This is a genomic window from Citrobacter sp. Igbk 17 (assembly GCF_028069775.1).
In the GTDB taxonomy this organism is placed as follows: Bacteria; Pseudomonadota; Gammaproteobacteria; order Enterobacterales; family Enterobacteriaceae; genus Citrobacter.
Window position 1 is genome coordinate 73,496 of the sequence record NZ_JANEWI010000003.1, and the last position, 24,406, is coordinate 97,901.

Annotated in this window: 18 protein-coding genes and 3 tRNA genes; 6 read left to right on the forward strand and 15 right to left on the reverse strand. The window is 52.7% G+C overall.

Features of this window, described 5'->3' with window-relative positions; all coding sequences use genetic code 11:
- Positions 1–18: 18 nt before the first annotated feature.
- Together gcvA and NNO08_RS02615 are read right to left on the reverse strand one after the other, a co-directional pair.
- Positions 19–936, reverse strand: coding sequence for a glycine cleavage system transcriptional regulator GcvA (gene gcvA, locus NNO08_RS02610; RefSeq protein WP_101741626.1), 918 nt, complete (start codon positions 934–936; stop codon positions 19–21).
- Positions 937–1,298: 362 nt separating this feature from the next.
- Positions 1,299–1,526, reverse strand: coding sequence for a YgdI/YgdR family lipoprotein (locus NNO08_RS02615; protein WP_202037874.1), 228 nt, complete (start codon positions 1,524–1,526; stop codon positions 1,299–1,301).
- A gap of 192 nt (positions 1,527–1,718) precedes the next feature.
- Here NNO08_RS02615 and csdA point away from each other — a divergent pair, with 192 nt between their 5' ends.
- Both csdA and csdE read left to right on the forward strand, forming a co-directional pair.
- Positions 1,719–2,924 (forward strand): cysteine desulfurase CsdA, encoded by a 1,206-nt coding sequence (csdA, locus tag NNO08_RS02620; RefSeq protein WP_271456126.1) that lies wholly within the window; start codon positions 1,719–1,721, stop codon positions 2,922–2,924.
- On the forward strand, positions 2,924–3,367 hold the full coding sequence (gene csdE, locus NNO08_RS02625) for a cysteine desulfurase sulfur acceptor subunit CsdE (RefSeq protein WP_271456127.1): 444 nt from the start codon (positions 2,924–2,926) through the stop codon (positions 3,365–3,367). Before csdA ends, csdE begins: the two co-directional genes overlap by 1 nt.
- Positions 3,368–3,433: 66 nt before the next feature.
- Here the strand turns inward: csdE and tcdA are convergent, their stop codons facing one another.
- Together tcdA and mltA are read right to left on the reverse strand one after the other, a co-directional pair.
- Complete coding sequence (tcdA, locus tag NNO08_RS02630; protein ID WP_271456128.1) at positions 3,434–4,240, reverse strand: tRNA cyclic N6-threonylcarbamoyladenosine(37) synthase TcdA; 807 nt, start codon at positions 4,238–4,240, stop codon at positions 3,434–3,436.
- A 108-nt stretch (positions 4,241–4,348) separates the two neighbouring features.
- Positions 4,349–5,446: a murein transglycosylase A gene (gene mltA / locus NNO08_RS02635; RefSeq protein ID WP_048213098.1), complete on the reverse strand. Its 1,098-nt coding sequence runs from the start codon at positions 5,444–5,446 to the stop codon at positions 4,349–4,351.
- A gap of 205 nt (positions 5,447–5,651) precedes the next feature.
- Here mltA and NNO08_RS02640 point away from each other — a divergent pair.
- The 3 genes from NNO08_RS02640 (at position 5,652) to NNO08_RS02650 (ending at position 5,949) form a co-directional block, all read left to right on the forward strand.
- Positions 5,652–5,728, forward strand: a tRNA-Met gene (locus NNO08_RS02640).
- Between the two features lie 34 nt (positions 5,729–5,762).
- Positions 5,763–5,839, forward strand: a tRNA-Met gene (locus NNO08_RS02645).
- A gap of 33 nt (positions 5,840–5,872) precedes the next feature.
- A tRNA-Met gene (locus tag NNO08_RS02650) sits at positions 5,873–5,949 on the forward strand.
- A gap of 74 nt (positions 5,950–6,023) precedes the next feature.
- Here the strand turns inward: NNO08_RS02650 and amiC are convergent.
- Positions 6,024–7,277 (reverse strand): N-acetylmuramoyl-L-alanine amidase AmiC, encoded by a 1,254-nt coding sequence (gene amiC, locus NNO08_RS02655; RefSeq protein ID WP_137382705.1) that lies wholly within the window; start codon positions 7,275–7,277, stop codon positions 6,024–6,026.
- A gap of 234 nt (positions 7,278–7,511) precedes the next feature.
- On the opposite strand from amiC, the gene argA reads away from it, so the two are divergent.
- Positions 7,512–8,843 (forward strand): amino-acid N-acetyltransferase, encoded by a 1,332-nt coding sequence (gene argA, locus NNO08_RS02660; RefSeq protein ID WP_271449504.1) that lies wholly within the window; start codon positions 7,512–7,514, stop codon positions 8,841–8,843.
- Positions 8,844–8,928: 85 nt separating this feature from the next.
- On the opposite strand, the gene recD is transcribed toward argA, so the two are convergent.
- The 10 genes from recD to lgt form a co-directional block, all read right to left on the reverse strand.
- Entirely contained in the window at positions 8,929–10,764 is a 1,836-nt protein-coding gene (gene recD, locus NNO08_RS02665) for an exodeoxyribonuclease V subunit alpha (RefSeq protein WP_271456129.1), read from the reverse strand.
- Positions 10,761–14,306 carry an exodeoxyribonuclease V subunit beta gene (gene recB, locus NNO08_RS02670; protein WP_271456130.1) on the reverse strand — a complete coding sequence of 1,182 codons (3,546 nt, stop codon included), beginning with the start codon at positions 14,304–14,306 and terminating at the stop codon, positions 10,761–10,763. The genes recD and recB overlap by 4 nt, the downstream gene beginning before the upstream one ends.
- Positions 14,299–17,187: a pitrilysin gene (gene ptrA / locus NNO08_RS02675; protein ID WP_271456131.1), complete on the reverse strand. Its 2,889-nt coding sequence runs from the start codon at positions 17,185–17,187 to the stop codon at positions 14,299–14,301. Before ptrA ends, recB begins: the two co-directional genes overlap by 8 nt.
- A 178-nt stretch (positions 17,188–17,365) precedes the next feature.
- Positions 17,366–20,734, reverse strand: a complete 3,369-nt coding sequence (gene recC, locus NNO08_RS02680) for an exodeoxyribonuclease V subunit gamma (RefSeq protein ID WP_271456132.1) — start codon at positions 20,732–20,734, stop codon at positions 17,366–17,368.
- Between the two features lie 12 nt (positions 20,735–20,746).
- Positions 20,747–21,070, reverse strand: a complete 324-nt coding sequence (locus NNO08_RS02685; protein WP_271449499.1) for a prepilin-type N-terminal cleavage/methylation domain-containing protein — start codon at positions 21,068–21,070, stop codon at positions 20,747–20,749.
- Positions 21,055–21,462, reverse strand: coding sequence for a DUF2509 family protein (locus NNO08_RS02690; RefSeq protein ID WP_271456133.1), 408 nt, complete (start codon positions 21,460–21,462; stop codon positions 21,055–21,057). Before NNO08_RS02690 ends, NNO08_RS02685 begins: the two co-directional genes overlap by 16 nt.
- A complete protein-coding gene (locus NNO08_RS02695; protein ID WP_271456134.1) occupies positions 21,459–22,022 on the reverse strand; it encodes a prepilin peptidase-dependent protein in 564 nt (187 codons plus the stop codon). The genes NNO08_RS02690 and NNO08_RS02695 overlap by 4 nt, the downstream gene beginning before the upstream one ends.
- Positions 22,013–22,483: a prepilin peptidase-dependent protein gene (locus NNO08_RS02700; RefSeq protein ID WP_271441070.1), complete on the reverse strand. Its 471-nt coding sequence runs from the start codon at positions 22,481–22,483 to the stop codon at positions 22,013–22,015. Before NNO08_RS02700 ends, NNO08_RS02695 begins: the two co-directional genes overlap by 10 nt.
- Positions 22,484–22,667: 184 nt before the next feature.
- The gene (gene thyA, locus NNO08_RS02705) at positions 22,668–23,462 is read right to left on the reverse strand and encodes a thymidylate synthase (protein WP_005123418.1); all 795 of its coding nucleotides are present in this window, start codon (positions 23,460–23,462) and stop codon (positions 22,668–22,670) included.
- A gap of 6 nt (positions 23,463–23,468) precedes the next feature.
- The gene (gene lgt, locus NNO08_RS02710; protein ID WP_271456135.1) at positions 23,469–24,344 is read right to left on the reverse strand and encodes a prolipoprotein diacylglyceryl transferase; all 876 of its coding nucleotides are present in this window, start codon (positions 24,342–24,344) and stop codon (positions 23,469–23,471) included.
- Positions 24,345–24,406 lie beyond the last annotated feature (62 nt).

Genomic DNA, 24,406 nt, shown 5'->3' on the forward strand with positions numbered 1-24,406 from the left:
GTTAATACCCTACGTAAATTATTGTTCATAACGAAAGCGGAATTTTTCTTGTTCCGTGGCCGCTTTCGCCAGTATCCACTGACGGAAGGCGGCTATTTTACCCAGTTCTGCCTGACTGTCATGACAAACCAGATAAAATGCGTTTTTGCTGACCAGAACATCATTAAAAGGACAAACCAGACGTCCGGCTTCAATTTCGGACTGCGCCATAACGTTATTGGCCAACGCAACGCCCTGCCCATGGATAGCGGCCTGTAGCACCATGGCGCTATGGCTGAAGATAGGTCCCTGCTGTACGTTGATATGATTCAGCCCGAGCTGGCGCGTATAAGCTTGCCAGTCACGCCGCGATGCATCGTGCAACAATGTGTGTTTTGCCAGATCATCCGGCGTCTTCAGTGGCTTATCACCGGTAAGTAGCAGCGGCGAGCAGACCGGCAATAAATATTCTGCGTACAATTTTTCAACGCGCAGGCCCGGCCAGTTGCCTCGTCCGTAGAAAATAGCCACATCGACATCGTCGGCCAGTTTGTCTTCCTGACGGTCCACGGCCTGGATCCTGACATCGATTCCCGGATAAGCTGAGTTAAAGCTAGAGAGTCTGGGCACCAGCCATTGAATCGCAAAACTGGGCAATAAACTGACGGTAAGCGCGCCTTTTGCACTGCGTGCCTGAAGTTTACGCGTCGCATCGGTTAATTGCGAAAAAATCTCTTTGATGTCGAGGAAATAGCTTTGACCTTCTTCCGTCAACAACAGCGATCGATTGCGCCGACGAAACAGCTTCAGCCCCAAAAAATCCTCAAGTGACTTGATTTGGTGACTTACTGCGGCCTGCGTCACAAAAAGTTCTTCTGCTGCGCGCGTAAAGCTTAAATGGCGCGCGGCAGCATCAAAAACACGTAACGCATTTAAGGGTGGTAATCGTTTTGACATGACTTTTAGGCTTTGATGTTAAATGAATTTAACAATTACCTAACAGGCTGTAACCTATTAGTTTTTTTAATCTGAGCCATTATAAATTGTCCGTTGAGGTTCTACCAGCAAATACCTATAGTGGCGGCACTTCCTGAAGCCGGAACGAAAAGTTTTATCGGAATGCGTGTTCTGGTGGGCTTTTGGCTTACGGTTGTGATGTTGTGTTGTTGTGTTTGCAATTGGTCTGCGATTCAGACCATGGTAGCAAAGCTACCCTTTTTCACTTCCTGTACATTTACCCTGTCTGTCCATAGTGATTAATGTAGCACCGCCAAATTGCGGTGCTTTTTTTTGTCCGTGTGTCTGCCAATGACGACCGGCTATTTCTCCAGTTCGACCATCTCTTTCACATCGGTACGGTTAATCTGCTGTTTGTTGCCGTTAGCGTCTTTATACGAAATCATTCCTGTCTCATTATCGGTCTTTGGCTTACCGTCAGACACGATTGTCCGGCCATCGTTGGTGTGCATCACGTAATTCGGACCAGAACAGGCGCTCAGGGCAAAAGTCAGCATACAGGCAGAGATTATGGCGGCAGTCTTTTTCATATTCTTCTCCTCACAGCAATTTATGCCAGATAAAGCGAATTCCATAACAGGCAAAATTATTCGCCTAACACTATTTAGCATAAGACACTGCACAGACTTCGCCGGGATATCCAGAGGATTCCGATGGTTAGCGCAACCCTTGTGTCTGCGCCCTTTTTGCGCCACGATCGGTTTACTGAACTGAGGAATACCATGAACGCTTTTAACCCCACGCAGTTTCGCGCACAATTTCCCGCACTCAACGATGCAGGTGTCTATCTCGACAGCGCCGCGACGGCATTGAAGCCGCAGGCAGTGATTGAGGCGACCCATCAGTTTTATAGTCTGAGCGGCGGGAACGTCCATCGCAGCCAGTTTGCTGAAGCCCAGCGTCTGACCGCGTGCTATGAGGCCGCGCGGGAAAAAGTCGCGCGTCTCATCAATGCTCCCGATGACAAGACGGTGGTCTGGACCCGCGGTACGACGGAGGCTATCAACATGGTTGCCCAAAGTTACGCGCGTCCGCGCTTACAACCGGGCGACGAGATTATCGTAAGCGTAGCGGAGCATCATGCCAACCTGGTTCCCTGGCTGATGGTGGCGGAGCAAACGGGGGCTAAAGTCATCAAGCTTCCGCTCAATGCCCATTTGCTGCCTGACACTGAATGTCTGGCGGACCTCATCACCTCCCGCAGTCGCATTCTGGCTCTCGGTCAGATGTCGAACGTCACCGGTGGCTGCCCTGACTTAGTCCGCGCGATTACGCTTGCTCATGCAGCAGGCATGGTGGTGATGGTGGATGGCGCTCAGGGAGTGGTACATTTCCCGGCTGACGTCCAGCAGTTAGATATTGATTTCTATGCTTTTTCTGGTCACAAATTATATGGTCCGACGGGCATTGGTGCATTATATGGTAAGCCAGAACTGTTGGAAGCCATGTCACCGTGGCTCGGCGGCGGTAAAATGATTAGCGAAGTCAGCTTTGACGGTTTCACCACACAAGCGGCACCGTGGAAGCTTGAGGCAGGCACGCCAAACGTTGCGGGCGTCATTGGATTAAGTGCGGCACTTGAATGGCTTGCGGATATTGATATCGTGCAAGCCGAAAACTGGAGCCGCAGTCTGGCAACGCTGGCGGAAGATGCGCTGGCGAAACGGCCGGGATTTCGCTCCTTCCGTTGCCAGGACTCAAGCCTGTTAGCCTTTGATTTTATAGGTGTGCACCACAGCGATATGGTGACGCTGCTGGCTGAGTATGGCATTGCGCTGCGCGCCGGACAGCACTGTGCGCAACCGTTACTGGCCGAGTTGGGGGTATCCGGGACGCTGCGCGCCTCATTTGCACCTTATAATACCCGAAGCGATGTTGATGCGTTGGTCACTGCCGTTGACCGCGCACTGGAAATATTGGTGGACTAATGACAAGCCCTCTGTTCGCCGGACACCCGTTTGGCACAACCGTAACCGAAGAGACGTTACGCAATACTTTTATCCCGCTCACCCAGTGGGAAGATAAATATCGTCAACTTATTCTACTGGGTAAGCAACTTCCGGCCCTTTCGGATGATTTGAAGGCGCAGGCAAAAGAGATTGCCGGATGTGAAAACCGCGTTTGGCTGGGATACAGTCTGCATGAGAATGGCACACTTCACTTCTTCGGTGATAGTGAAGGCCGAATTGTACGCGGCCTGCTGGCGGTACTACTCACTGCTATCGAAGGTAAAACTACCGCGGAGTTACAGGCGCGTTCGCCGATGGCGTTATTTGATGAGTTGGGCTTAAGCGCACAACTGAGCGCGTCACGTAGTCAGGGGCTGAATGCGCTCGTTGAGGCAGCTCAGGATGCCGGATGGCAACGTTGATGCGTCTTATCCGGCCTATAACACGGCGTGAACAGTAGGTCGGAAGCGCAGCGCCATCCGACACAATCAGGGTTGGCGCGCCGCCTTCGCCATCATCTTCTTCAGCGCGTGGGACACGGCCACAAAACCAAAAGTCGCCGTCACCATGGTGGCAGCGCCAAACCCGGATGCACAATCCATACGCTTCGGCCCTTCCGCCGTGGCCTTCATTGCACACACCGAGCCATCTGCCTGCGGGTAAACTAACGCCTCCGTCGAAAACACGCAATCCACGCCCAACTTGCCTTTGCTGTTTTTCACCACCCCAAAATCACTTTTCAGCCGCTCACGTAGCTTCGCCGCCAGTGGGTCCTGGATGGTTTTTGCCAAATCAACCACCTGAATCTGCGTGGGATCAATCTGTCCCCCCGCACCGCCGGTGGTCACCAGCGGAACTTTATTACGTCGGCAATATGCGATCAGCGCCGCTTTTGGGCGCACGCTATCAATTGCATCAATAACATACGAGAATCCTGCGCTCATATAGTCGGCAACGTTATCCGGCGTGACAAAATCATCAACCACGGTCACCCGGCACTCCGGGTTAATCTGGCGGATACGTTCGGCCATCACCTCGGCTTTCGCCAGGCCGACGTTATCACGCAAAGCATGGATTTGACGGTTAGTATTAGTGACGCACACATCATCCATATCGATGAGAGTAATCGCGCCAATACCGGTACGCGCCAGCGCTTCCGCCGCCCACGACCCCACGCCGCCAATTCCAACGACACAAACGTGCGATTGGGCAAACAGCTGCAGCGCATTTTCGCCATACAGGCGTGCCGTACCGCCAAAACGCTGGCGCCAGGTATCACTGATAACTACAGACATAAAACCTCAAATTCATTAATACCGAGCAGTATGACTGCCGGATGGCGCTTCGCTTATCCGGCCTACATTATTGAGCAGGCCTGATAAAGCGCAGCCGTCATCAGGAAATTAACCGCTAAATACGTTACCCGCGTTGGCCGCTGTTTTCAGCACCCACACGCGTCCGTAGTGATTATACCACCCTGCACGGTGTCCGGCGTCTGCACCAATACCCTGATAGATGTCGAAGTGCTGGCCTTTAATCGCCCCACCGACATCTAACGCGACCATCAGACGTAATTCATACTGACCGGTGAATTTCCCGTTATTGTCCAGCAGAGGAACTTCCGCCAGTAACGTCGTACCTGCCGGGATAATACTGCGGTCTGACGCCACGGATGCGCGACCAATCAGCGGTACCGCGCTGGCCCCTTTTACCGGTGCAAAAGATTGCGGCTTAAAGAAGACAAACGATGGGTTCTGCTCCAGCAGCTCACGCACTTCGGCTTCACTGTGCGTCTCACCCCAATGGCGAATGGCCTGCATCGACATATCTTCTTTCTTCACTTCACCGCGATCGATCAGCACCTTACCGATACTGCGATAAGCGTGGCCATTTTTCCCGGAATAGCTAAAGAAGTTAAGCGGGCTGCCATCACCAAAATCAATATATCCGCTGCCCTGAACATCCATGATGAAGTTATCCATCAGAGAGTTGCTGTACGCCAGAATGTAATTGTCGCTGAGCGCGCCTGCATAGATCTCAGCACGAGAGGGTAAGCGCCCACGTTTTGGCGGCATGCGATAGATAGGATACTGAAACTCGCCCTGGCGCGTATGCCGCGCCTGGATAACCGGCGTGTAGTAACCGGTAAACTGGACGTTACCATAATTGTCCGCCCCTTCCATTTGCCAGGCATCAATACCAAACTGGCGCATACTGCGCGTATCACCGCCCGCACGTAGCCACTGCTGGATAGCGTTGTAGACGTTGCTCTGGTTACCGTACAAACGCGGGGAAGCGCTGCGAATTTGATTAACCTGCTCGGCGAAATCGCCGGCGTTAATTGGCGCGCCAACCGCATCAGGTTGGTTCACCAGTGAGAAAGGCTGGGTAAATTTCCCGTCTTTATACTGCTGCCCACGATCGGTGGGTTTTGAGGAACACGCGGCGAGCATCGCGACTACAGCTCCCGCCAGAAGATATTTTGCCCAACGTCCTTTCATTGTTCTCGTCTTATGTTGCCTGAATGCGAGACGAAGATAACAAACCCCCGAAGCTAATGAAATGCGTATACATACCCCAACGCAAATTTTGAGCAAAAAATAATCCAGAATGCGTTGTTTTTGTTCATTTTCAGCCTAAAAACGTGATCAAGGTGAAAAAAGGGTTGCATGAAAATGCGAGCAGAGTATAGTGCGCATCCACGGACGCGGGGTGGAGCAGCCTGGTAGCTCGTCGGGCTCATAACCCGAAGGTCGTCAGTTCAAATCTGGCCCCCGCAACCAATTAAAATTTGATGAAGTACAAGCAGTACGGTGACGCGGGGTGGAGCAGCCTGGTAGCTCGTCGGGCTCATAACCCGAAGGTCGTCGGTTCAAATCCGGCCCCCGCAACCAATCAAATTTGATAAAATATAAGCAGTACGGTGACGCGGGGTGGAGCAGCCTGGTAGCTCGTCGGGCTCATAACCCGAAGGTCGTCGGTTCAAATCCGGCCCCCGCAACCAACACATTAAACACCTTAACGGGTGTTTTTTTGTTTCTGTCGCCCATAAAAAAAGCGCTTCTCAGCGCTTTTTTGTTATCCCCTTCTCGCCAGCGTCGCCCCATCAGCAAAGTAAGCTTTAATCCCGGCCAGAATCGACTCTGCCACTTCCTGCTGGAAGGTCGCCGTTTTGAGCTTGCGTTCTTCTTCAACGTTACTGATGAATGCAGTTTCTACGAGAATGGACGGAATATCCGGCGCTTTCAACACGGCAAACCCGGCCTGTTCAACCTGATTTTTATGCAGATTATTAATCTTACCGAGTTTATTCAGCACCGCTTTTCCGAACTTCAGGCTGTCGGCAATAGTCAGCGATTGCACCATATCAAACATGGTGTGGTCGACGTAGCGATCACCGCTTTTGCTGACGCCACCAATTAAATCCGAGGCGTTCTGGGTTTGTGCCAGATATTTTGCCGCTGTACTGGTCGCACCTTTGGTTGAGAGTGCAAACACCGACGAACCACTGGGTTGGCGACTGGTAAACGCATCTGCATGAATAGAAACAAACAGGTCAGCACGCTGTTTCTGGGCTTTCGCCACGCGCACTTTTAACGGAATGAAGATATCTTCATTACGCGTCATATAGACCTTCATGTTGCCTTCTTTCTCTATAAGTGCTCGCAGGCGACGGGCTATCTGCAGTACCACATCTTTTTCACGTGTCTTGTATTTCCCCACGGCACCGGAGTCTTCTCCACCGTGGCCAGGGTCAAGCATAATAACAATCGGACGATCGCGTCCCGCTTTACCCGGCTGTGGGCCGCTTTGCGCAGGTGGCACCTGTTTATCCAGATCGCCTTTGTTGTAATCTTCAAGCAATGCCAGCAGCGGATCCTGGACATCCTGAGCATTGGCAGGATAGAGATCCATCACCAAACGTTCTTTGAAGCCTGCAACTGGCGCTAATGCAAAGAGTTGAGGTTTCACATTTTGTTTCAGTTCAAACACCATACGCACGGTCTGCGGGTCAAACTGCCCGACGCGTGCGGATTTAATGTAGGGATCGTCTGGGCGGATCTGCGTCCCAATGCCCTTCAGCACCGAGTTCAAATTAACGCCTTCAATATCTACAACCACACGCTCAGGATTACTCAGGGCAAACTGTTTGTATTTCAGCAGACGGTTGGATTCCACCGTAACGCGGGTATAACTGGACGCGGGCCAGATACGTACGGCAACGACCTGGCTCACGGCAGCCAAACCGACCTGGCTGACGCTTAAAAGCCACATAGCACCCGCACCTTGCAGTAAACGGCGGCGACTGATTGCTGAGTTGGATCCCGACATGCTTCTCCCGAGCAAAAGAAATCTATATTGAGGTAATACGTAAAACGTCCGAATTGACCGGAAACTTTAGCGAATGACGCATAATCTGTCATCAATAAAAGGGTAAACATTGTTTTTATATTCACGGTATTACTGAAGAAAATCTTCGGCTGGGGTAAAAATTACGCTTGCACACAGGGCAGAAACAGAATAGAAATACATTAATTACGAATAATCATGCAATGAGGGTGTGCCGTGGTGAAGGAACGTAGAACCGAACTGGTACAGGGATTCCGCCATTCTGTTCCCTATATCAATACCCATCGGGGAAAAACGTTTGTCATTATGCTGGGCGGCGAAGCCATCGAGCATGAAAACTTTTCCAGTATCGTCAATGACATTGGTCTCCTTCATAGCCTCGGCATTCGCCTTGTCGTAGTCTATGGCGCACGGCCGCAGATTGATGCCAATCTGGCCGCGCATCACCATGAACCGGTGTATCACAAAAATACGCGCGTCACCGACGCCAAAACCCTGGAGCTGGTCAAGCAGGCTGCGGGTTTGCTTCAACTTGATATTACCGCCCGCCTGTCGATGAGTCTGAACAATACGCCTTTGCAGGGCGCACACATCAATGTGGTCAGCGGTAATTTTATTATCTCGCAACCGTTGGGTGTGGATGACGGTGTGGATTACTGCCATAGCGGACGTATTCGTCGAATTGATGAAGAAGCAATTCACCGTCAACTGGACAGCGGTGCTATTGTTCTGCTGGGCCCGGTCGCCGTTTCCGTGACCGGCGAGAGCTTTAACTTGACGTCCGAAGAGGTCGCCACCCAGTTGGCGATCAAACTGAAAGCAGAGAAAATGATCGGTTTTTGCTCCTCTCAAGGGGTGACTAACGATAATGGCGATATTGTTTCCGAACTCTTTCCCAACGAAGCGCAAGCGCGTGTTGAGTCACAGGAAGAGAAAGGTGATTACAGCTCCGGTACGGTGCGTTTCCTGCGCGGTGCCGTTAAAGCCTGTCGTAGCGGCGTGCGCCGTTGTCACCTGATTAGCTATCAGGAAGATGGCGCGTTGTTACAAGAACTGTTCTCCCGCGATGGGATCGGTACGCAAATCGTGATGGAAAGCGCCGAGCAGATCCGTCGCGCCACCATTAACGATATTGGCGGCATTCTGGAATTGATTCGTCCTTTGGAACAGCAAGGTATTCTGGTACGTCGCTCCCGTGAACAACTGGAAATGGAGATCGATAAGTTCACCATAATTCAGCGCGATAATCTGACCATTGCCTGTGCAGCCCTGTACCCTTTTCCGGAGGAGAAGATTGGCGAAATGGCGTGCGTGGCAGTGCATCCGGACTACCGTAGCTCATCACGCGGCGAAGTTTTGCTGGAGCGGATTGCAGTGCAGGCCAGACAAATGGGGCTGAGTAAGCTGTTCGTGTTGACGACGCGCAGCATTCACTGGTTCCAGGAGCGCGGCTTCACGCCGGTCGATATCGATCTGCTGCCGGAAAGCAAAAAAGAGATGTACAACTATCAGCGGCGGTCAAAAGTATTGATGGCGGATCTGGGATAGTAGTCATTGCCGGATGCGGCATAAATGCCTTATCCGGCCTACCTCGCTGGCACCGTAGGCCTGATAAGAAGCGTTAGCGTCGCCATCAGGCACACTGCAGGCCGTCATTAAATAATGCTGACAATCCGCTGCGGCGTTCAGTGCGCGTAGCAATGGCGCTACTCAAAATCCGCTCATCGGCATACAGTGACAAGCTGCGGCGGGCACGGGTCACTGCGGTATACACCAACTCTCGGGTAACAACTGGCGAATGCTGGCTGGGCAAAATCAACGCCGCATGGTCGAACTCAGAACCCTGTGATTTGTGTACTGTCATCGCCCAGGTCGTTTCATGCTCCGGCAAACGGCCAGGCAGCACCGACTTGATAGAGCCATCCGGTAATGCAAACCACACGCGTAAACCATCACCACGATCGAGCGCGATGCCGATATCACCGTTAAACAGCCCCAGCGAACTGTCATTACGCGCAATCATTATCGGTCGCCCTTCATACCAGCGAGAGTGTGCAAATCGGTAAATTTTACGTTTTTGCACCATCGCCAGCTCAATGCGCTCATTCAATCCGCCAACGCCAAATGGACCTTCGCGCAGTGCACACAGCAACTGATAATCATTGAAGGCCTGAATAATGGTGTCCGGCGTAGCCCCTTCACGCAGTAAATCCAGGTAGCGACCATACCCCGTCAGGGCTTCATCCAGCATCGCGGTGTAATCTTCGCTGCTATTAAGCGTACGCTTTTCGATATCACCGAATCCCTGTTGGAAAACGGTTTTAACCGCGGCCTTGTCACCCCGATTAATGGCCGCAGCCAGTTGACCGATGCCAGAATCACTGCCAAAACGGTAACTCTTTTGCAGCAAGCATAAACTGTCACGCAAAGACGCGGCCTGAGTTCCGGTTCCCGCTGGAATGGGACTACCGGTCAGCCGACTGAGTTGTTTGGCACGTTCCGGGGTAAATCCGTCATTCACAAATGCACAAATGTCTCCCAGCACGGCCCCCGCCTCGACAGAAGCAAGCTGGTCACGATCGCCAAGAAAAATCACCCGTCCGTGCTGCGGTAGTGCATCGATAAGGCGCGACATCATGGGCAAATCAATCATGGAAGCTTCGTCCACCACCAGCACGTCCAGATGCAGCGGATTACCCGCATGATGGCGCAGACGCTGGCTACCTGGCTGTGCGCCTAACAACCGGTGCAGCGTGCTGGCATCATCAGGAATACGTTTCTTTTGCTCATCGGTCAGCGGTAACTCACGCAGTGCCGCCCCCAGCGATGCCGTCAGACGTGCTGCCGCTTTTCCCGTCGGTGCTGCCAGACGGATGCGACAACGCTCCCCCTCCGCCATCTGTATCAATGCTGCCAGCAGTCTGGCTACCGTTGTCGTTTTACCGGTGCCTGGTCCCCCGGAGATCACTGATATACGGCGGGTCAGCGCCACAGCAGCCGCCACTTTTTGCCAGTTCACACCTTCCGATGGCGGGAAGAGCGCTTCCAGCGTGCAGATCAACCGAGGCTCATCCACCTCAATGGCCTGGTTTACCTCACTGAAAAAACGGGCCACCGTGCGTTCGTTATTCCACATACGGTTCAAATACAGGCGATTGTCATATAACACCAGCGGTGTTGGCTGTTCGCCGTGACTTACCGCAGCGGAGGCCAGCAGGCATTCCGACCAATCTTCCGGTTCACCGGCCTCGCACAGCCAGGCGCTCAACAGTGGATGGGCATCTTCGCGTAAAGATAGTCGGGAAAGCGGTAAGCAAACGTGCCCCTCGCCCGCGTCACGGCTGAGCAGAGCCGCCGCCAGCGTAACGGCAGGGTTGTCATTTCCTGCAACCGCCAGCGCAAACTGTGCATCCAGAGGACGGAGCTGTTTTTGCTCTACGGCCTCCAGCAATCGTTTCTGGATTGTCATTGCATCTCCTCCAGAGCCGCACCGGCAAACATCTCATCCATCAACGCGATCAATTCCCCATTGGGTCGGGTGGCGAAAATTCCCTGCTGCGGATCGTCGCCGTCAACGCCACGCAGGAAAAGATAGATAACGCCGCCAAAATGGCGTTCATAGTCATAATCAGCGATGCGATGGCGCAGATAACGGTGCAGCGCCAGGGTATACAACTGATACTGCAGATCGTAGCGGTGCGCCTGCATGGCTGAGGCCATTGCCTGCTGGGTATACGCAGAACTGTCTTCACCCAGCCAGTTTGACTTGTAGTCGAGCAGGTAATACCGCCCCTGGTGGCGGAACACCAGGTCAATAAACCCTTTCAGCATGCCGCGTACCTGCATAAAGTCCAGCGGCGGGCAGCCAGCCGAAAGAGGATCGTATTTACGGAGCACTGCATCGAGCTGGTCGGCCACCAGCGGTTGCGAAATCGGCAGGTAAAACTCCATCTCCACCTGTTTTTCACGCGCAGAAAGATCGCTCAAACTCACACCGGTTTCATTGAGCGGCGCATGCAAAATAGTATCCAGCCACTGCGTCAGAACGGGCTCCCAGTGCGCGTCATATCCGCCAAGCGCAAGCTTTTCTTGTACCCACATTGGCTCAACCGGCTGGGTGAAATCCAGATCTTCAAACAAGCTATGCAAAAATGTCCCCGGTGACGCGCCGCGAGGAAACTGGTGTGGCGTAAGGCCCGATTCCTCAATGGTTTCACCAACACCTGCCGCGTCGATATCCAGGCGTGGGATCAGATCCTGTGCAATACCATGCCCACGCTGTTGCAGACCGGAATAGCTTGTAACACGCCAACTGTCACCAGGCGTTCGTTGCAGCATTTTTGCATTCAACGTAGAACTGGCAGGCTGTACAACCTGCCAGCGCTCTCCATCCGGTTCATTCGGCGTCAGGCAGGCGATATCCTCACCGCACAGCGCCTCAATAGCGCTACGCAAACCTGCGGCATCCATTGGTTCACCCCGTTGCAACAGGCGACCAAGAGCACTTTGATGCACATCGGTATCACCTTTCTTATCGCTCCGACGGCGGACCAACGGTGCCACGCCAAGACTACAGTGCCAGGCCGAGCGGGTGAGCGCGACGTAAAGCAAGCGCAAGTCTTCTGCCAGACGTTCAGCCTCTGCCAGTTCAAGGCTTTCATCCGCTTCGCTGAGATCCAGCACGGCTTCAAACGAACAGCGATCGTGATAGAACGCCTGATCCTGGACGCGAAAATTCGTGATAAACGGCAGCCAGACGAGTGGATATTCCAGCCCTTTCGATTTATGGATAGTGACGATTTTGACCAGATGCTTATCACTTTCCAGCCTGAGCTGCTGGCTGGACGCATTGCTGTCGGGCTCCAGAATATGTTGCGATAACCAGCGTACCAGCGCATGCTCGCTTTCCAGTTGCGCCCCCGCTTCCTGCAACAGCTCGCTGATATGCAAAATGTCGGTCAGACGGCGTTCGCCCCCTGCCGTTGCCAACAGGTTTTCCGCAATATGGCGAGCGGACATCAGCGCGCGCAGCATGGGCATCACGCCGCGTCGATTCCAGATCTGTCGGTAGCTATCAAATTCCTCAACAACCGCATCCCAGGCTTTTTCGTCAGTATTCAGCGCTTCAATATCCTGCGCATTCAATCCCATCATTGAGGTTGCCAACGCACTACGCAGCGTATTTTCACGCTCCGGCGTCATCACTGCCTGCAGAACCCACAGCAGTTCCTGGGCTTCCAGCGTATCAAAGACGCTGTCACGGTTAGAAAGATACACCGATGGGATGGCCAGTTGCGTCAACGCATCGCGTACCAGCGCCGCCTCCTGACGGCTGCGCACCAGTACGCTGATATCAGACGCGCGTACCGGCCTGGACGTTTTACCGCTGACCAGCAACGCTTCGCCAGAGTGCCCGGCTTTAAGCCAATCGCGAATTTGTGTCGCACACACCTGGGCCATAAAGTTCTGATAATCACCCACACCGCAACTGTCCCCTTCCATCAGCCACATACTCATCGCCGGCTGAGTTTCCCCTTCCAGCACAAACCGTAGCGACTGATTTTTCTCTGCTGACCTCACCGGGCTAAAAGGGATTTCGCGGAACATAAAAGCGTCGCTCATCTGGCTGAACAACGTATTGACACTGTTAACCATGCCAGGGGCCGAACGCCAGTTAGTATCAAGCGTATAGTGCGCGCTGACTTCGCTACGCGCTTTCATGTAGGTAAAAATATCCGCGCCACGAAAGGCGTAAATAGCCTGTTTAGGATCGCCTATCAGCAACAACGCTGTATCCGGTTGATGCTGCCAGATACGGCGGAAAATACGGTATTGCTGCGGGTCGGTATCCTGGAATTCATCAATCATCGCCACCGGGAAACGGGTACGAATGGCCGCCGCCAGCGCATCGCCGCTTTCGCTACGCAGCGCCGCGTCCAGGCGACTGAGCATATCGTCAAAACCAAGCTCACCGCGTCGGCGTTTCTCCTGTGCAACCGTCTCGCGGATTTCCGACAATGCCCGGGTGATCACCAGATCGCGGATTGTCAGCGGTTCACTCAGCAGTTCATCAATCGCGACAAACAGCGGATGTTGAGGGGTTACACCACCAGCTTTGGTGCGGTCTTCCAGAAAACGCTGAGAGAATTTCTCCAGTGCGTCAGGAAGCTGGTAGCTTCGGGTTTCTTCCTGTGCCCAGGCGCTGATCTTTTCGATCCACTTTCCCTGATTACCACGATTAAATTTACGTCTGTCGATCCCGGATGCTTCCAGTAAACCGTCCAGTTCAGCAACGGAATCTCGCCATTGCTGCTTAATCTGGTCGATACGCGTCAGAATTTTTTCGTGCCGGGCTGCCAGCGTTTCATCGGCTGGCGGTGGCGCTTTAATCACCGGGGATTCACCCTGCAGGTAGCGATCGATATCCCTCAGCAGCGCCTGTGGACCTTTCCACGTTTCAAAAACAACCTGTGCAATGTCGCGAGGCAGCGGGTAACAATGTCGACGCCAGAAGTCTGCGCAGGCCTGATAGCGCAGCAGCGACTCATCCTCAATCAACTGCTGTTCAAACAACATGCCTGACTCAAAGGCATTCAGACTAAGCATGCGCTGACAAAAACCGTGGATGGTAAACACCGCGGCTTCATCCATCTGCCTTTCAGCCAATAACAACCACTGTGCGGCCTGCTTTTTATCGGCGATTTCTTCCAACAAACGAGCGTAGAGCGGGTTATCCGTGGTTTCACGCAGGCAGGCGATGCGTAGTTCATGAATGTTGCTACGAATTCGACCTCGCAGCTCTTCTGTCGCAGCTTCTGTGAAAGTAACCACGAGCAGCTCTTCGACAGTCAGAGGACGAGGAAAGGCGGCAGGGCCGCCCAGTCCAAGCAGTAAACGTAAATACAGGGCGGCGATGGTAAAGGTCTTACCGGTGCCTGCGGAGGCTTCAATCAGACGCTCGCCCGTCAGGGGCAAGCGTAGGGGATCAAGGGGCTCAGCGGCATCATTCATTCTTTTCACTCATCAGGGGTAAGGTTTGCTGCAACGCGCTGACGGTCTGCCACACTTTCCAGCCTTCCGGGTGCACATATTCTGCTTTCCCATTCTGGCTACCGGAAACCTGTGACAGTATCGCCATGCCTTGCGGCTCAACCACCGCCTGATGGAAGAAGTCGGCAAGCTTTTGCGGCGTCAGCAGTTTAATCTGAGCCACGATTTTATCACGTGAATCGAAGCGCATATTGCCGCGATCGAAATCTTTGCTTAACTGAGAGGCTTCGGCCCCCAAAGTTTGCGGAGCCTGCAGCATTTGCGCGATGATCGCCTGCTGAATTTGTGCAAACTCATCAGCGTTCATCGCCCGCAGCTTCGCTTCCGCCGTCGGGAAAAATGCCTTATAGCGTTCCCAGAGATAGGACGGTTGCTTGTCACTGCTTTGCAACAGGAAGCCCATTCCCCACTGGCGGCCAACGCTCATTGGGAAAGCAAAGACGGCATAACCTAATTGCTCTTCAGTACGCAGTTGATTGTAGAACCACGGTTGAACAATCTGTCCTAACATCGCGCTGTAAGCCGAGCTGCTGTACTCGTCATAGCCGGTGGGTACAAACACCGCCGCCAGCGCTGAATCCGTACTACTGCCCGCTTTTTCAAAGATGACTGACTGCTTCTTGTCTACCACAACATCTTTGTTTCGGCACCACTGTGAGCCATTCGCACCAAGCTGCTTCTGGATATCCCGAGCCATGGTTTTTGCCTGAGTTTCACTCATATTGCCGATCACCAGGAATTCGGGACGCGCACCGGCTTTTAAGGTGTCACGGTAGGCCATCACTTCTTTCAACGTAATAGATGGCAACAGCTCACGCCGTTCATCACGTGAAAAGTACGGTACCTGGGACAGCATCTGAACCGGCATGATCGCCTGATCGTAGGCTTTGCCTTTCTCCGCAGAGTCCATCATCTGGGCATACCAGGATTTCGCCTGTTCCAGCTGTTCATCTGTTGAGGTGTAACTGAAATAACCGCTCAGCAGCGCCTGAAAAAGCTGTGGCAAACGCTGAGTATAGCCATTGGCATTGAGCATCAGCCCGTTATTAGCGTTAGTAGAAAAACCAATACCACCCACTGCGGCCTGGTTACTTAACTGGTCGAGTGCAATACCCGCCAGATAATCGTTCAGGGCGAATAAGACTTGGTTTCTGGCACTGTCCATCGCTTTCGGGTTACGCAGTATCACACTGACATCAACCTTTGGCTCGCTGGCAAAATATTGACTCGGGGCATACACCACGCGTAAATCAGGTTCATCAACGATCAGCTCCGGATGAGCATATTTTTTATCCGTCTTAATCAGCGTGAAATCATCCGGAATATACGGGTTCAGCTCTGGCAACGACAGAGCAATGCCCTTCGCTTTTTGCTGCCAGTCGACGAATGTTTTCTCGCTGATTTTATCTACCTGATAAGGCGCGTTGACAAAATAAGCTGTTTTATTGTGTGGCTCTTTCTCACTGATATACCAGATGCGCGCATTCTGTGGTGTCATCATCGCTAGCCGTTGCTCAACGGCTTTGGCATCGTACTGGTCGGCAATGTTAACTGCATCGAGCGTATGTTCCACGGGAACACGGATCATGGTATCCGCCAACCATTCAACGTAGTCCATATCACGGGTGATAGAGGGGTAACGGAAGTCGAGATCCAGCACGTGCGCCAGCTCGTCAAAATAGCGTTTATCGACACCTTTTTCACGTAACAGATTGAGATAGCTAAAAATTGCGGCAACAACCTCATCTCGATTTGCCAACCCTTTGTCGGTTAACGTCGCGGAAATCGCTAACACACCGCTGTTGCCATTAACGACAGGATCGGAGTCCGCACGAATGCCCTCAACTAATCCCTGCTTTTGCAACCAGTCAGACAACGTTCCCGGGCTGCGATTACCAATCAGGTAGGTCACCAGCTCATCGGTTTTGCTGCGGAACTGTGCGCTGTTGTTATCGATACGAAACTCAACGCGCAGCACTTTACGCGGCATCGCGGGAACATAGTGGATGATGACGCCCTTTTGCGCGTCGGTGACAACCGGGACGGTTATTTCCGGTTTTTCGATATTTCTGTTTGGCACGCGTCCAAAGGTGTCAGCAGCTATCTTCGCCAACTCTGGCAACGGTTTATTGCTGTAAATCACCGCCTTCATCAGGTTAGCGGAGTAGTACTTTTCATGGAATGTCAGTAACGCTTTCAACACCGGGTTACCCGGCTTATCGCTCAACGTTTCCAGATTTCCGCCGGAGAAGCGCGAACCAGGATGCGCCGGGTTGATCGTCTCCGCACTCACCTGTGCCATACGCATACCGTCGCGGGTACGCGCCAACGTCAGCTCAGAATTAACGGCATTTCGCTCGCGATCGGCATACTTTTTATCCAGCAACGGATCGGCAATCGCATCCGCCAGACGATCTACCGCCCCGACCAGCGCGTCATTTTCGACTTCAAGATAGAAAGCGGTGCGATAAGGCGCAGTGCTGGCATTGTGGCTGCCGCCGTGCATTTTCAGGAACTCGGCCAGGCTGTCCGGCTGCGGGTATTTTTTCGATCCCATCAGACACATGTGTTCAAGGTAATGCGCCAGCCCCTGATGATCGTCCGGATCTTCCAGCGAGCCGACAGGCACCACCAGTGCAGAGAGGGATTTAACGGCCTGAGGATCGGATACCAGCAACACGACCATGCCATTATCAAGGCGCACGGCCTGATACTGGCGGGTATCTTTATCGCTTTTACGGATGGTTTCAGCTAAAGGCTGCCAACCGGTATCTGCCTGACTTACGGGCGCCCAAAAGGCGACGAACAACAGTAATGCGCTGAACCAGGTGCTGCGGGGCATTCACAAACCTCATCATTAACGTATTCACCTGTTCACTGCAAACAACGCCTTTAGCGTGGTCTGAACAGGGCAAGACTCTGTGCTGAACGCGTCAGCCTCTTCTCTTTGTAAGAATCAGTCCGTGACAGAAAGCGCATCATAGTGGAAGCCATCAAATTGCGCAATTTTTATACAATCGTCACGACTGATTAAATCGAAAAATCGGTAACAGATAACGTTGAGACTGTAAAACAATAGTCTCCAGAGTTTCAGGTTCCAGTTGACGCCACAGGCGTTGATACCAGATATCATCACCTTCACCACGGACCATCATATTGCCTTCATAGGCCTGCAAAAACTTACTGCGCGCTTTTTGCAACGTATCATCGTCATCTAACATGGCATCATTTACGGCGTCATAACAGGTTTTTATCCACGCCCCACCACTTTCCGGTAATACCAGTAGCGGTGATGACATGCCTTCCCGATATCCCTCAATAAGTTGCGACAGATACTGTAACGCCTGTTCAACTTCCAGCGGAGGGAAACGCCACTCACCGTCTTTACGCAAGAACAACCGGCTTTCTCCCGTGCCGCCACTGGCACAATAGACAAGATGTTCCAGCCAAAGTTGCACACCCTGCGAAACGCTTATCAGAGATGGGCGCCAGCGCAACAATCCGTCTTCTTGTACCTGCGGGAGCCAACCCGTAATTTGTACACCATTACAGGTCAGGTCAATTTCCATGCTTTGGCTGGGCTGACGACAGGCAATAATGCGCTCAGCCAGCGACTGCATCTCCTGGTGTTGTGTATCCCAGAGAATCTCGCCAAATGCACCATAGGGAAGCGACCCCGCAGCGCGGAAGCGGCGGAACAAACGTTCTGCATCGTGTTCTTCGACCAGCGTGTTAAGCAACTGCTGATTAAGCTGATAGCGGCTAAGCCCTTCAAGGATAAAGGGTTCAGTTTCCGGGATCTCGCTCTCTTCAGAGCGGAAATTTACCCTCAGGCGCATCTGGAAAAACGCCCGCACCGGATGAGCCCAAAAGCGTTGTAGCGTTTCCAGCGTCAGGGTTTCAGGCATTTCAAAGGGGAGCGGCTGGACAAAGTCCGTATGCGCTTTACCTGACAGGCTTGCCGCAGGCAACCACTCGCGCGCATAACTTTGCTGCTCACCAGGCAGATAGTTTTGAGCATCAAAGGGCATACGGGTATGTAAACGGGTAATGTGCGCTTTTACTTTCGCTTCACTTTGATCGCTAGTGAGTAATTCATCGCCCGGCAAATAGTGGCTTTGCCCAATGTAATCCATAAGTTCCTGCACCAGCACCGACGGGAAGCGCTCACTGTTATCCTGGATTGAGCGGCCGATATAGCTGATATAGAGCGTTTGCTGCGCTGAAATCAGCGCTTCCAGGAACAGATAGCGGTCATCATCACGGCGGCTTCGGTCACCACGCCTCGGTTTTTGGCTCATCAGATCAAAGCCCAGCGGCGCAAGCTGGCGCGGATAAACGCCATCGTTCATACCAAGCAGACACACCACCTTGAAAGGAATGGAGCGCATCGGCATCAGCGTACAGATATTGACAGGCCCGGCCAGGAAACGCTGGCTGATTCGTTCCTGATCGAGTCGCTGTGCCAGCTCATCACGCAACAACGAAAGCGGTATGGCACCGTCATACTCGGCTCCCAAACCTTCGCCAATAATGGCCTGCCACTGCTGTTCAATCAGCGTCATCGCGGCTTCGGTATCAGCATCCGGCAGGAAGAAATCATTCAGCATTTCGCGACAAACAGGCAGCCACGCCGCCAACGGACGCTCTACTGCCAGCTCCCGGCGCCAGAGATTAAGCTGCATCAGCAGCGAGGCCAAATGCCCGACTAACTCGGCAATCAAACCACTGGACTCATCATAGGGCAATACCGACTGCCACTCACCTTGTGCGCTTTCCATCGCATAGCCCAGCAGCATACGTGTTAAACCAAATTGCCAGGTATGCTGGCCAGTTGGGGGAAGCGCGAGTTCGCGCACGTTGTCGTCGTCAATGCCCCAGCGAATTCCAGACTCATTGACCCACAAACGAAGATAGCGCAGCCCTTCTTCATTGATGTTGAAACGCGCAGCCAGCACAGGCACATCCAGTAATGCCAGCACATCCTCCGAGACAAAGCGGCTATCCGGTAGCGAAAGCAGGCTAATGAACGCCTGTAACACGGGATGAGACTGACGCGCCCGGCGATCGGAAATAGCATACGGCAGGTAACGGTCGGCCGGTGCACTGCCAAAGACAGCCTGAATAAATGGACTGTAGCTGTCGATATCCGCCACCATCACGATGATGTCGCGCGGCGTCAGCGTTGGGTCCGCTTCCAGCATTGCCAGCAACCGGTCGTGGAGTATTTCCACTTCGCGTTGTGGGCTATGACAGACATGGAACGTCACACTAGTATCATTCGGCTCAAGCAACCGTTTATTGTCGCTACGTGAATACTCCTCCAGACTGACTCCCGCCACAGCCCGACTGTCTAGCTCAAGAATATCTGACTGAATATTATGCAAAAGGTTATCAGGGATAATATCGACAAACGCATCCAGCTCCTGGCTGTTTTCCAGTTCCGAAAGCAGATATATGTAGTCACGTCCGAGTTTTCCCCATGAGGCCAACATCGGATTCCCCACATCCTGCTCACCATCGCTGTTAAACAGTCCTTCAGCATTCTGACTATCGCGAAACAGCGGTAAATGTCGTTCTTCAAAGCTATGCCGACGCTGACGCGCCAACAGTTTAGCCAGATAAGCGGGGTCTTTAATATCTCCCCAGTAGTAACGACAGGGATTGGTAAAAAGCAGATGAATATCAATGTGCTTACCCAGCGCTTGTAATGCCTGCAGATACACGGGCGGTAGCGCGGAGATACCACAGATAAAGACGCGCGAGGGTAAGCCTTGTGGGCAGTCAGACGTACTTTCCAGGGTCTGAATAAACCGCTGATATAAATTGGCACGATGCCAGCGTGGCTGTCCCAGTTCAGCCGTGTATTCCACCAGTGCTTTCCACAATGGCGCTTGCCAGGCCTGAGCATCCCCTAATCCTTCCACCTGCTGCCCCGCCTCCCACTGCGTCAGCCATTCAGGACGGTAGACTAAATACTGGTCGAACAAATCCGCGGCGCGTGATGAAAGCTGAAACAGCTTACGTTTGTCTGTGTCGTCGGTGAGATAGTGGCGTAACAGTGCGAACTCATCGTTATTCAGCAATTGGGGGAGCAGCGTCATCAGCTTCCAGCTCATGCTCTGTTTGCTGAATGCGCTTTCTTTTGGGATATCCGGCAATACGCGCACAAACATATCCCAGATAAAACTCGCTGGCAGCGGGAAATCAATGTTAGCGGCAATACCAAACTTCTGTGCCAGAGTCATTTGCAACCACTGCGCCATACCGGTGCTTTGAACCAGGATCATCTCGGGCTCAAAGGGGTCGTCCAGCCGCTCGCGCTCAACGATATATTCCATCAACGCTTCCAGCACATCCAGACGATTGGAGTGGTAGACCCTTAACATAGCGACTCCTGACTACTGACGATTTGGGCAGTGCAGTCGTGTCATCTGACCCTGCCTGCCCAGAGGGGAAGTAATTTTAACATTGATGCTGACACATCCCGCTACCGTTGTCTGCATTCGGTTAATTTGCCAGTTTAAAGGTGGTGAAAACACATGCAACTGTGTTTGCTGCCAGGCGTGATGCCACAATTGTTGATGCTGGCTTCTGACTAAAAAGCTCTTCATCAGCGCCCGCTGATATCCCGAAAGCGCGGTCACGATCATAATCATCAGCACCATTGCCAACATCACTTCCGGCAGGCTAAAACCACGCTGTCTGTTCAGGGTATCAGACATAGCGCCAGCACCTTTAACGGGCAGAAATCGCTCCAGCCATGCGCTGAGAATTCGATAGTACCCTCGATAATCATCCCCTGACGCCATAACGATATACCTTCATATTGCGCAATAAGCAGCACAAGATCGTCGTCGAGCACACGCAGGCAGACTGTCGCCCCCTGCGTGGTATAGCGTCGACACTGCGTTGCCATCTGCAAACTCCAGGGCTGCATACGTGCCCATTCCATGGCGGATTGCACCACTGCCTGATGGTGTAGCGACTGGCTTTCCGTTGCCACCCGCGACGCAAAACTCGCCTCCTGTCGGCTCACGCCTTGCAGCAACAGACTGCCGAGTACCAGGAGTAAAAGCACCATTGCAAGCGATGAAACACCTCGCTCACGGTTCACAGATTGAATCCTGTGACGCCATAGAATGCCTCAATGACCTTTTGAGGATCGGCGTTGCTTCTCCCGCGCAGGTGCAACGAAAGCACTGGCGCAAATCCGTTAATATTCAGGCGCTCCACCTGAAATACCTCAATCTGAATAGAATTCGGATCGGTCATTTTCTCCCAACCTTTTCCCACGCAGGTTGTTGCACCACGCAAGGTTTCCAGCACCTTATCTTGAACACGAAACCCAACGACATCGGCCTCCTTTGCCGGAGTATCTTCCCAGACACCGTTGCTGTTGGCATCCCAGCGTGCAATCACACAGTCTCCCGCGGCTGATATCATCAGCCCTTCTCCGATACAGTTTCCCCGACAATAGCCAGCCCGCTGGAGATGCTTCGCCACGGTATAGATCCGCTGCCAAAGCTCATCTTCAAGCACTAGCTGACGAGAGTTATGCAAAATCTCTCGCTGCAGCGCAGGTAAAAATCGCGCAGCACTGAGGAGTAAAATGCTGCTTATCACCATAGCGATAAGCACCTCAAGCAGTGAAAAGCCACGTTCACTTACCGACATTGATCCGCCTCACCGCGTTCGCAAAGCCTGATTCGTCCCCAACCAGACACCACCACACGCCATTCACCTGCAGCATTCTTCAGATAGATATGCCCGGCCCATGCGGTATTACGTAGGCCGAAAAAAGCCAGTGACGGCGTTATCTCTGCCATCTCGACATCAGCCCAGAGTGGCGTAAATATCAACGGTGAAACAGGCTGACACGAAGTTTGTGACGTCGCTGAGCTTGCCAGACACCATGTCCCCCCTTCGCGGAGCACGTTGATGACGTGATCACGATTGCGCCAGTTAGCATCTTCACGCAATTGCAGCAGGTAATCCCGCACCTGGCTGGCTGTTTGCCATAACCGCTGCTGTTGTTGCCAGCGCTGCCAACCGTACAACCCCGATGCGCCAAGCGCCGCGACAATCAGTATTGCAATCAGGGTTTCGAGAAGCGTGTAGCCTTGTTGTTTTTTCATGCCGCCAGTATGGCGTGAGAGAAATTAATAACGAGGGGGAAATTCAGCTTCTTCGGCAAGCTACGGAGAATATTTATCGCATTGCATCACGTTGCAAAACTTCAGGAATCAGCGCCGCAGAATGGAATGTAAGGTAAAAAAAAACCGACGCGTAAGGCGCCGGTTGTGACAGGATTAACCCCGATCAGATAGCGACCGGTGCTTTAATGCCTGGGTGCGGATCGTAACCCTCAATTTCGAAGTCGTCGAAACGATAGTCGAAAATTGAATCGGGTTTACGTTTGATAACCAACTTCGGCAACGCGCGTGGCTCACGGCTAAGCTGCAGATGTGTCTGATCCATATGGTTGCTGTACAGGTGCGTGTCGCCGCCTGTCCAGACAAAATCACCGACTTCAAGATCGCACTGCTGCGCCATCATGTGAACCAGTAAGGCGTAGCTGGCGATGTTGAACGGCAGACCGAGGAACACATCGCATGAACGCTGATACAGTTGGCAAGAGAGTTTGCCATCCGCCACGTAGAACTGGAAAAACGCATGACACGGTGCCAACGCCATCTTATCCAGTTCGCCTACGTTCCACGCGGAAACGATAATACGACGGGAATCCGGGTCGTTTTTCAACTGGTTCAGCACCGTCGTGATCTGGTCAATATGGCGGCCATCCGGTGTTGGCCATGCACGCCACTGTTTGCCGTACACCGGACCTAAATTACCGTTCTCATCAGCCCATTCATCCCAGATTGAGACATTGTTTTCATGCAGGTAGGCAACGTTGGTGTCGCCCTGCAAAAACCACAACAGTTCATGGATAATCGAGCGTAAATGGCAGCGTTTAGTCGTAACCAGCGGAAACCCTTCCTGCAGATTAAAACGCATCTGATGACCAAAAATGGAAAGCGTTCCGGTTCCGGTGCGGTCGTTTTTCTGTGTGCCTTCATCCAGCACTTTTTGCATCAGTTCTAAATACTGTTTCATGGTTCCTCAGGAAACGTGTTGCTGCGGGCTGCGACGATACGCCCAAACCATCATAATAATACCTGCGACAATCATCGGGATAGACAGGATCTGCCCCATGCTGATGTACTGGACCCATGTGCCGGTAAACTGTGCATCCGGCTGGCGGAAGAATTCGACGATAATACGAAATGCGCCATAGCCAATCAGGAACAGACCGGAAACCGAGCCCATCGGACGCGGTTTGCGAATAAACAGGTTAAGAATGATAAACAGCACAACCCCTTCCAGCGCCATCTCATAAAGCTGTGAGGCATGGCGAGGCAAAGAGCCGTATGTGTCAAAAATAGACTGCCACTGCGGGTTGGTTTGCAGCAATAAAATATCTTCAGTACGGGAGCCAGGGAACAACATGGCATACTTGAAGTCCGGGTCGACGCGCCCCCACAGTTCACCGTTAATAAAGTTACCCAGACGACCTGCGCCCAAACCAAACGGAATCAGTGGAGCAATAAAATCAGAGACCTGGAAGAATGTACGCTTGGTGCGTTTGGCGAAGATAATCATCACCAGGATCACCCCGATAAGCCCGCCATGGAAGGACATGCCCCCATCCCAGACGCGGAACAGATACAGCGGATTATCAAGGAACAGCGGGAAGTTATAGAACAGCACGTAGCCAATACGCCCGCCGAGGAAGACCCCGAGGAAGCCTGCATAAAGTAAGTTTTCTACTTCGTTTTTGGTCCAGCCACTGCCTGGACGATTAGCCCGGCGCGTTGCCAGCCACATCGCGAAAATAAACCCCACCAGGTACATCATGCCGTACCAGTGAAGCGCGACGGGTCCAATTGAGAAAATGACCGGATCGAAATCCGGAAAATGCAGATAGCTACTGGTCATCTGTCACCACAAGTTCTTGTTATTTCGCTGAAGTCAGACAGCAATTGATAAGCGCGCCTGCA

Excerpts from the sequence above, each read along its gene's own strand:
- gcvA (WP_101741626.1), bottom strand. The coding sequence starts at position 936 with ATGTCAAAACGATTACCACCCTTAAATGCGTTACGTGTTTTTGATGCT.
- NNO08_RS02615 (WP_202037874.1), bottom strand. The coding sequence starts at position 1,526 with ATGAAAAAGACTGCCGCCATAATCTCTGCCTGTATGCTGACTTTTGCC.
- csdA (WP_271456126.1), top strand. The coding sequence starts at position 1,719 with ATGAACGCTTTTAACCCCACGCAGTTTCGCGCACAATTTCCCGCACTC.
- csdE (WP_271456127.1), top strand. The coding sequence starts at position 2,924 with ATGACAAGCCCTCTGTTCGCCGGACACCCGTTTGGCACAACCGTAACC.
- tcdA (WP_271456128.1), bottom strand. The coding sequence starts at position 4,240 with ATGTCTGTAGTTATCAGTGATACCTGGCGCCAGCGTTTTGGCGGTACG.
- mltA (WP_048213098.1), bottom strand. The coding sequence starts at position 5,446 with ATGAAAGGACGTTGGGCAAAATATCTTCTGGCGGGAGCTGTAGTCGCG.
- amiC (WP_137382705.1), bottom strand. The coding sequence starts at position 7,277 with ATGTCGGGATCCAACTCAGCAATCAGTCGCCGCCGTTTACTGCAAGGT.
- recD (WP_271456129.1), bottom strand. The coding sequence starts at position 10,764 with ATGACAATCCAGAAACGATTGCTGGAGGCCGTAGAGCAAAAACAGCTC.
- recB (WP_271456130.1), bottom strand. The coding sequence starts at position 14,306 with ATGAATGATGCCGCTGAGCCCCTTGATCCCCTACGCTTGCCCCTGACG.
- ptrA (WP_271456131.1), bottom strand. The coding sequence starts at position 17,187 with ATGCCCCGCAGCACCTGGTTCAGCGCATTACTGTTGTTCGTCGCCTTT.
- recC (WP_271456132.1), bottom strand. The coding sequence starts at position 20,734 with ATGTTAAGGGTCTACCACTCCAATCGTCTGGATGTGCTGGAAGCGTTG.
- NNO08_RS02685 (WP_271449499.1), bottom strand. The coding sequence starts at position 21,070 with ATGTCTGATACCCTGAACAGACAGCGTGGTTTTAGCCTGCCGGAAGTG.
- NNO08_RS02695 (WP_271456134.1), bottom strand. The coding sequence starts at position 22,022 with ATGTCGGTAAGTGAACGTGGCTTTTCACTGCTTGAGGTGCTTATCGCT.
- NNO08_RS02700 (WP_271441070.1), bottom strand. The coding sequence starts at position 22,483 with ATGAAAAAACAACAAGGCTACACGCTTCTCGAAACCCTGATTGCAATA.
- thyA (WP_005123418.1), bottom strand. The coding sequence starts at position 23,462 with ATGAAACAGTATTTAGAACTGATGCAAAAAGTGCTGGATGAAGGCACA.
- lgt (WP_271456135.1), bottom strand. The coding sequence starts at position 24,344 with ATGACCAGTAGCTATCTGCATTTTCCGGATTTCGATCCGGTCATTTTC.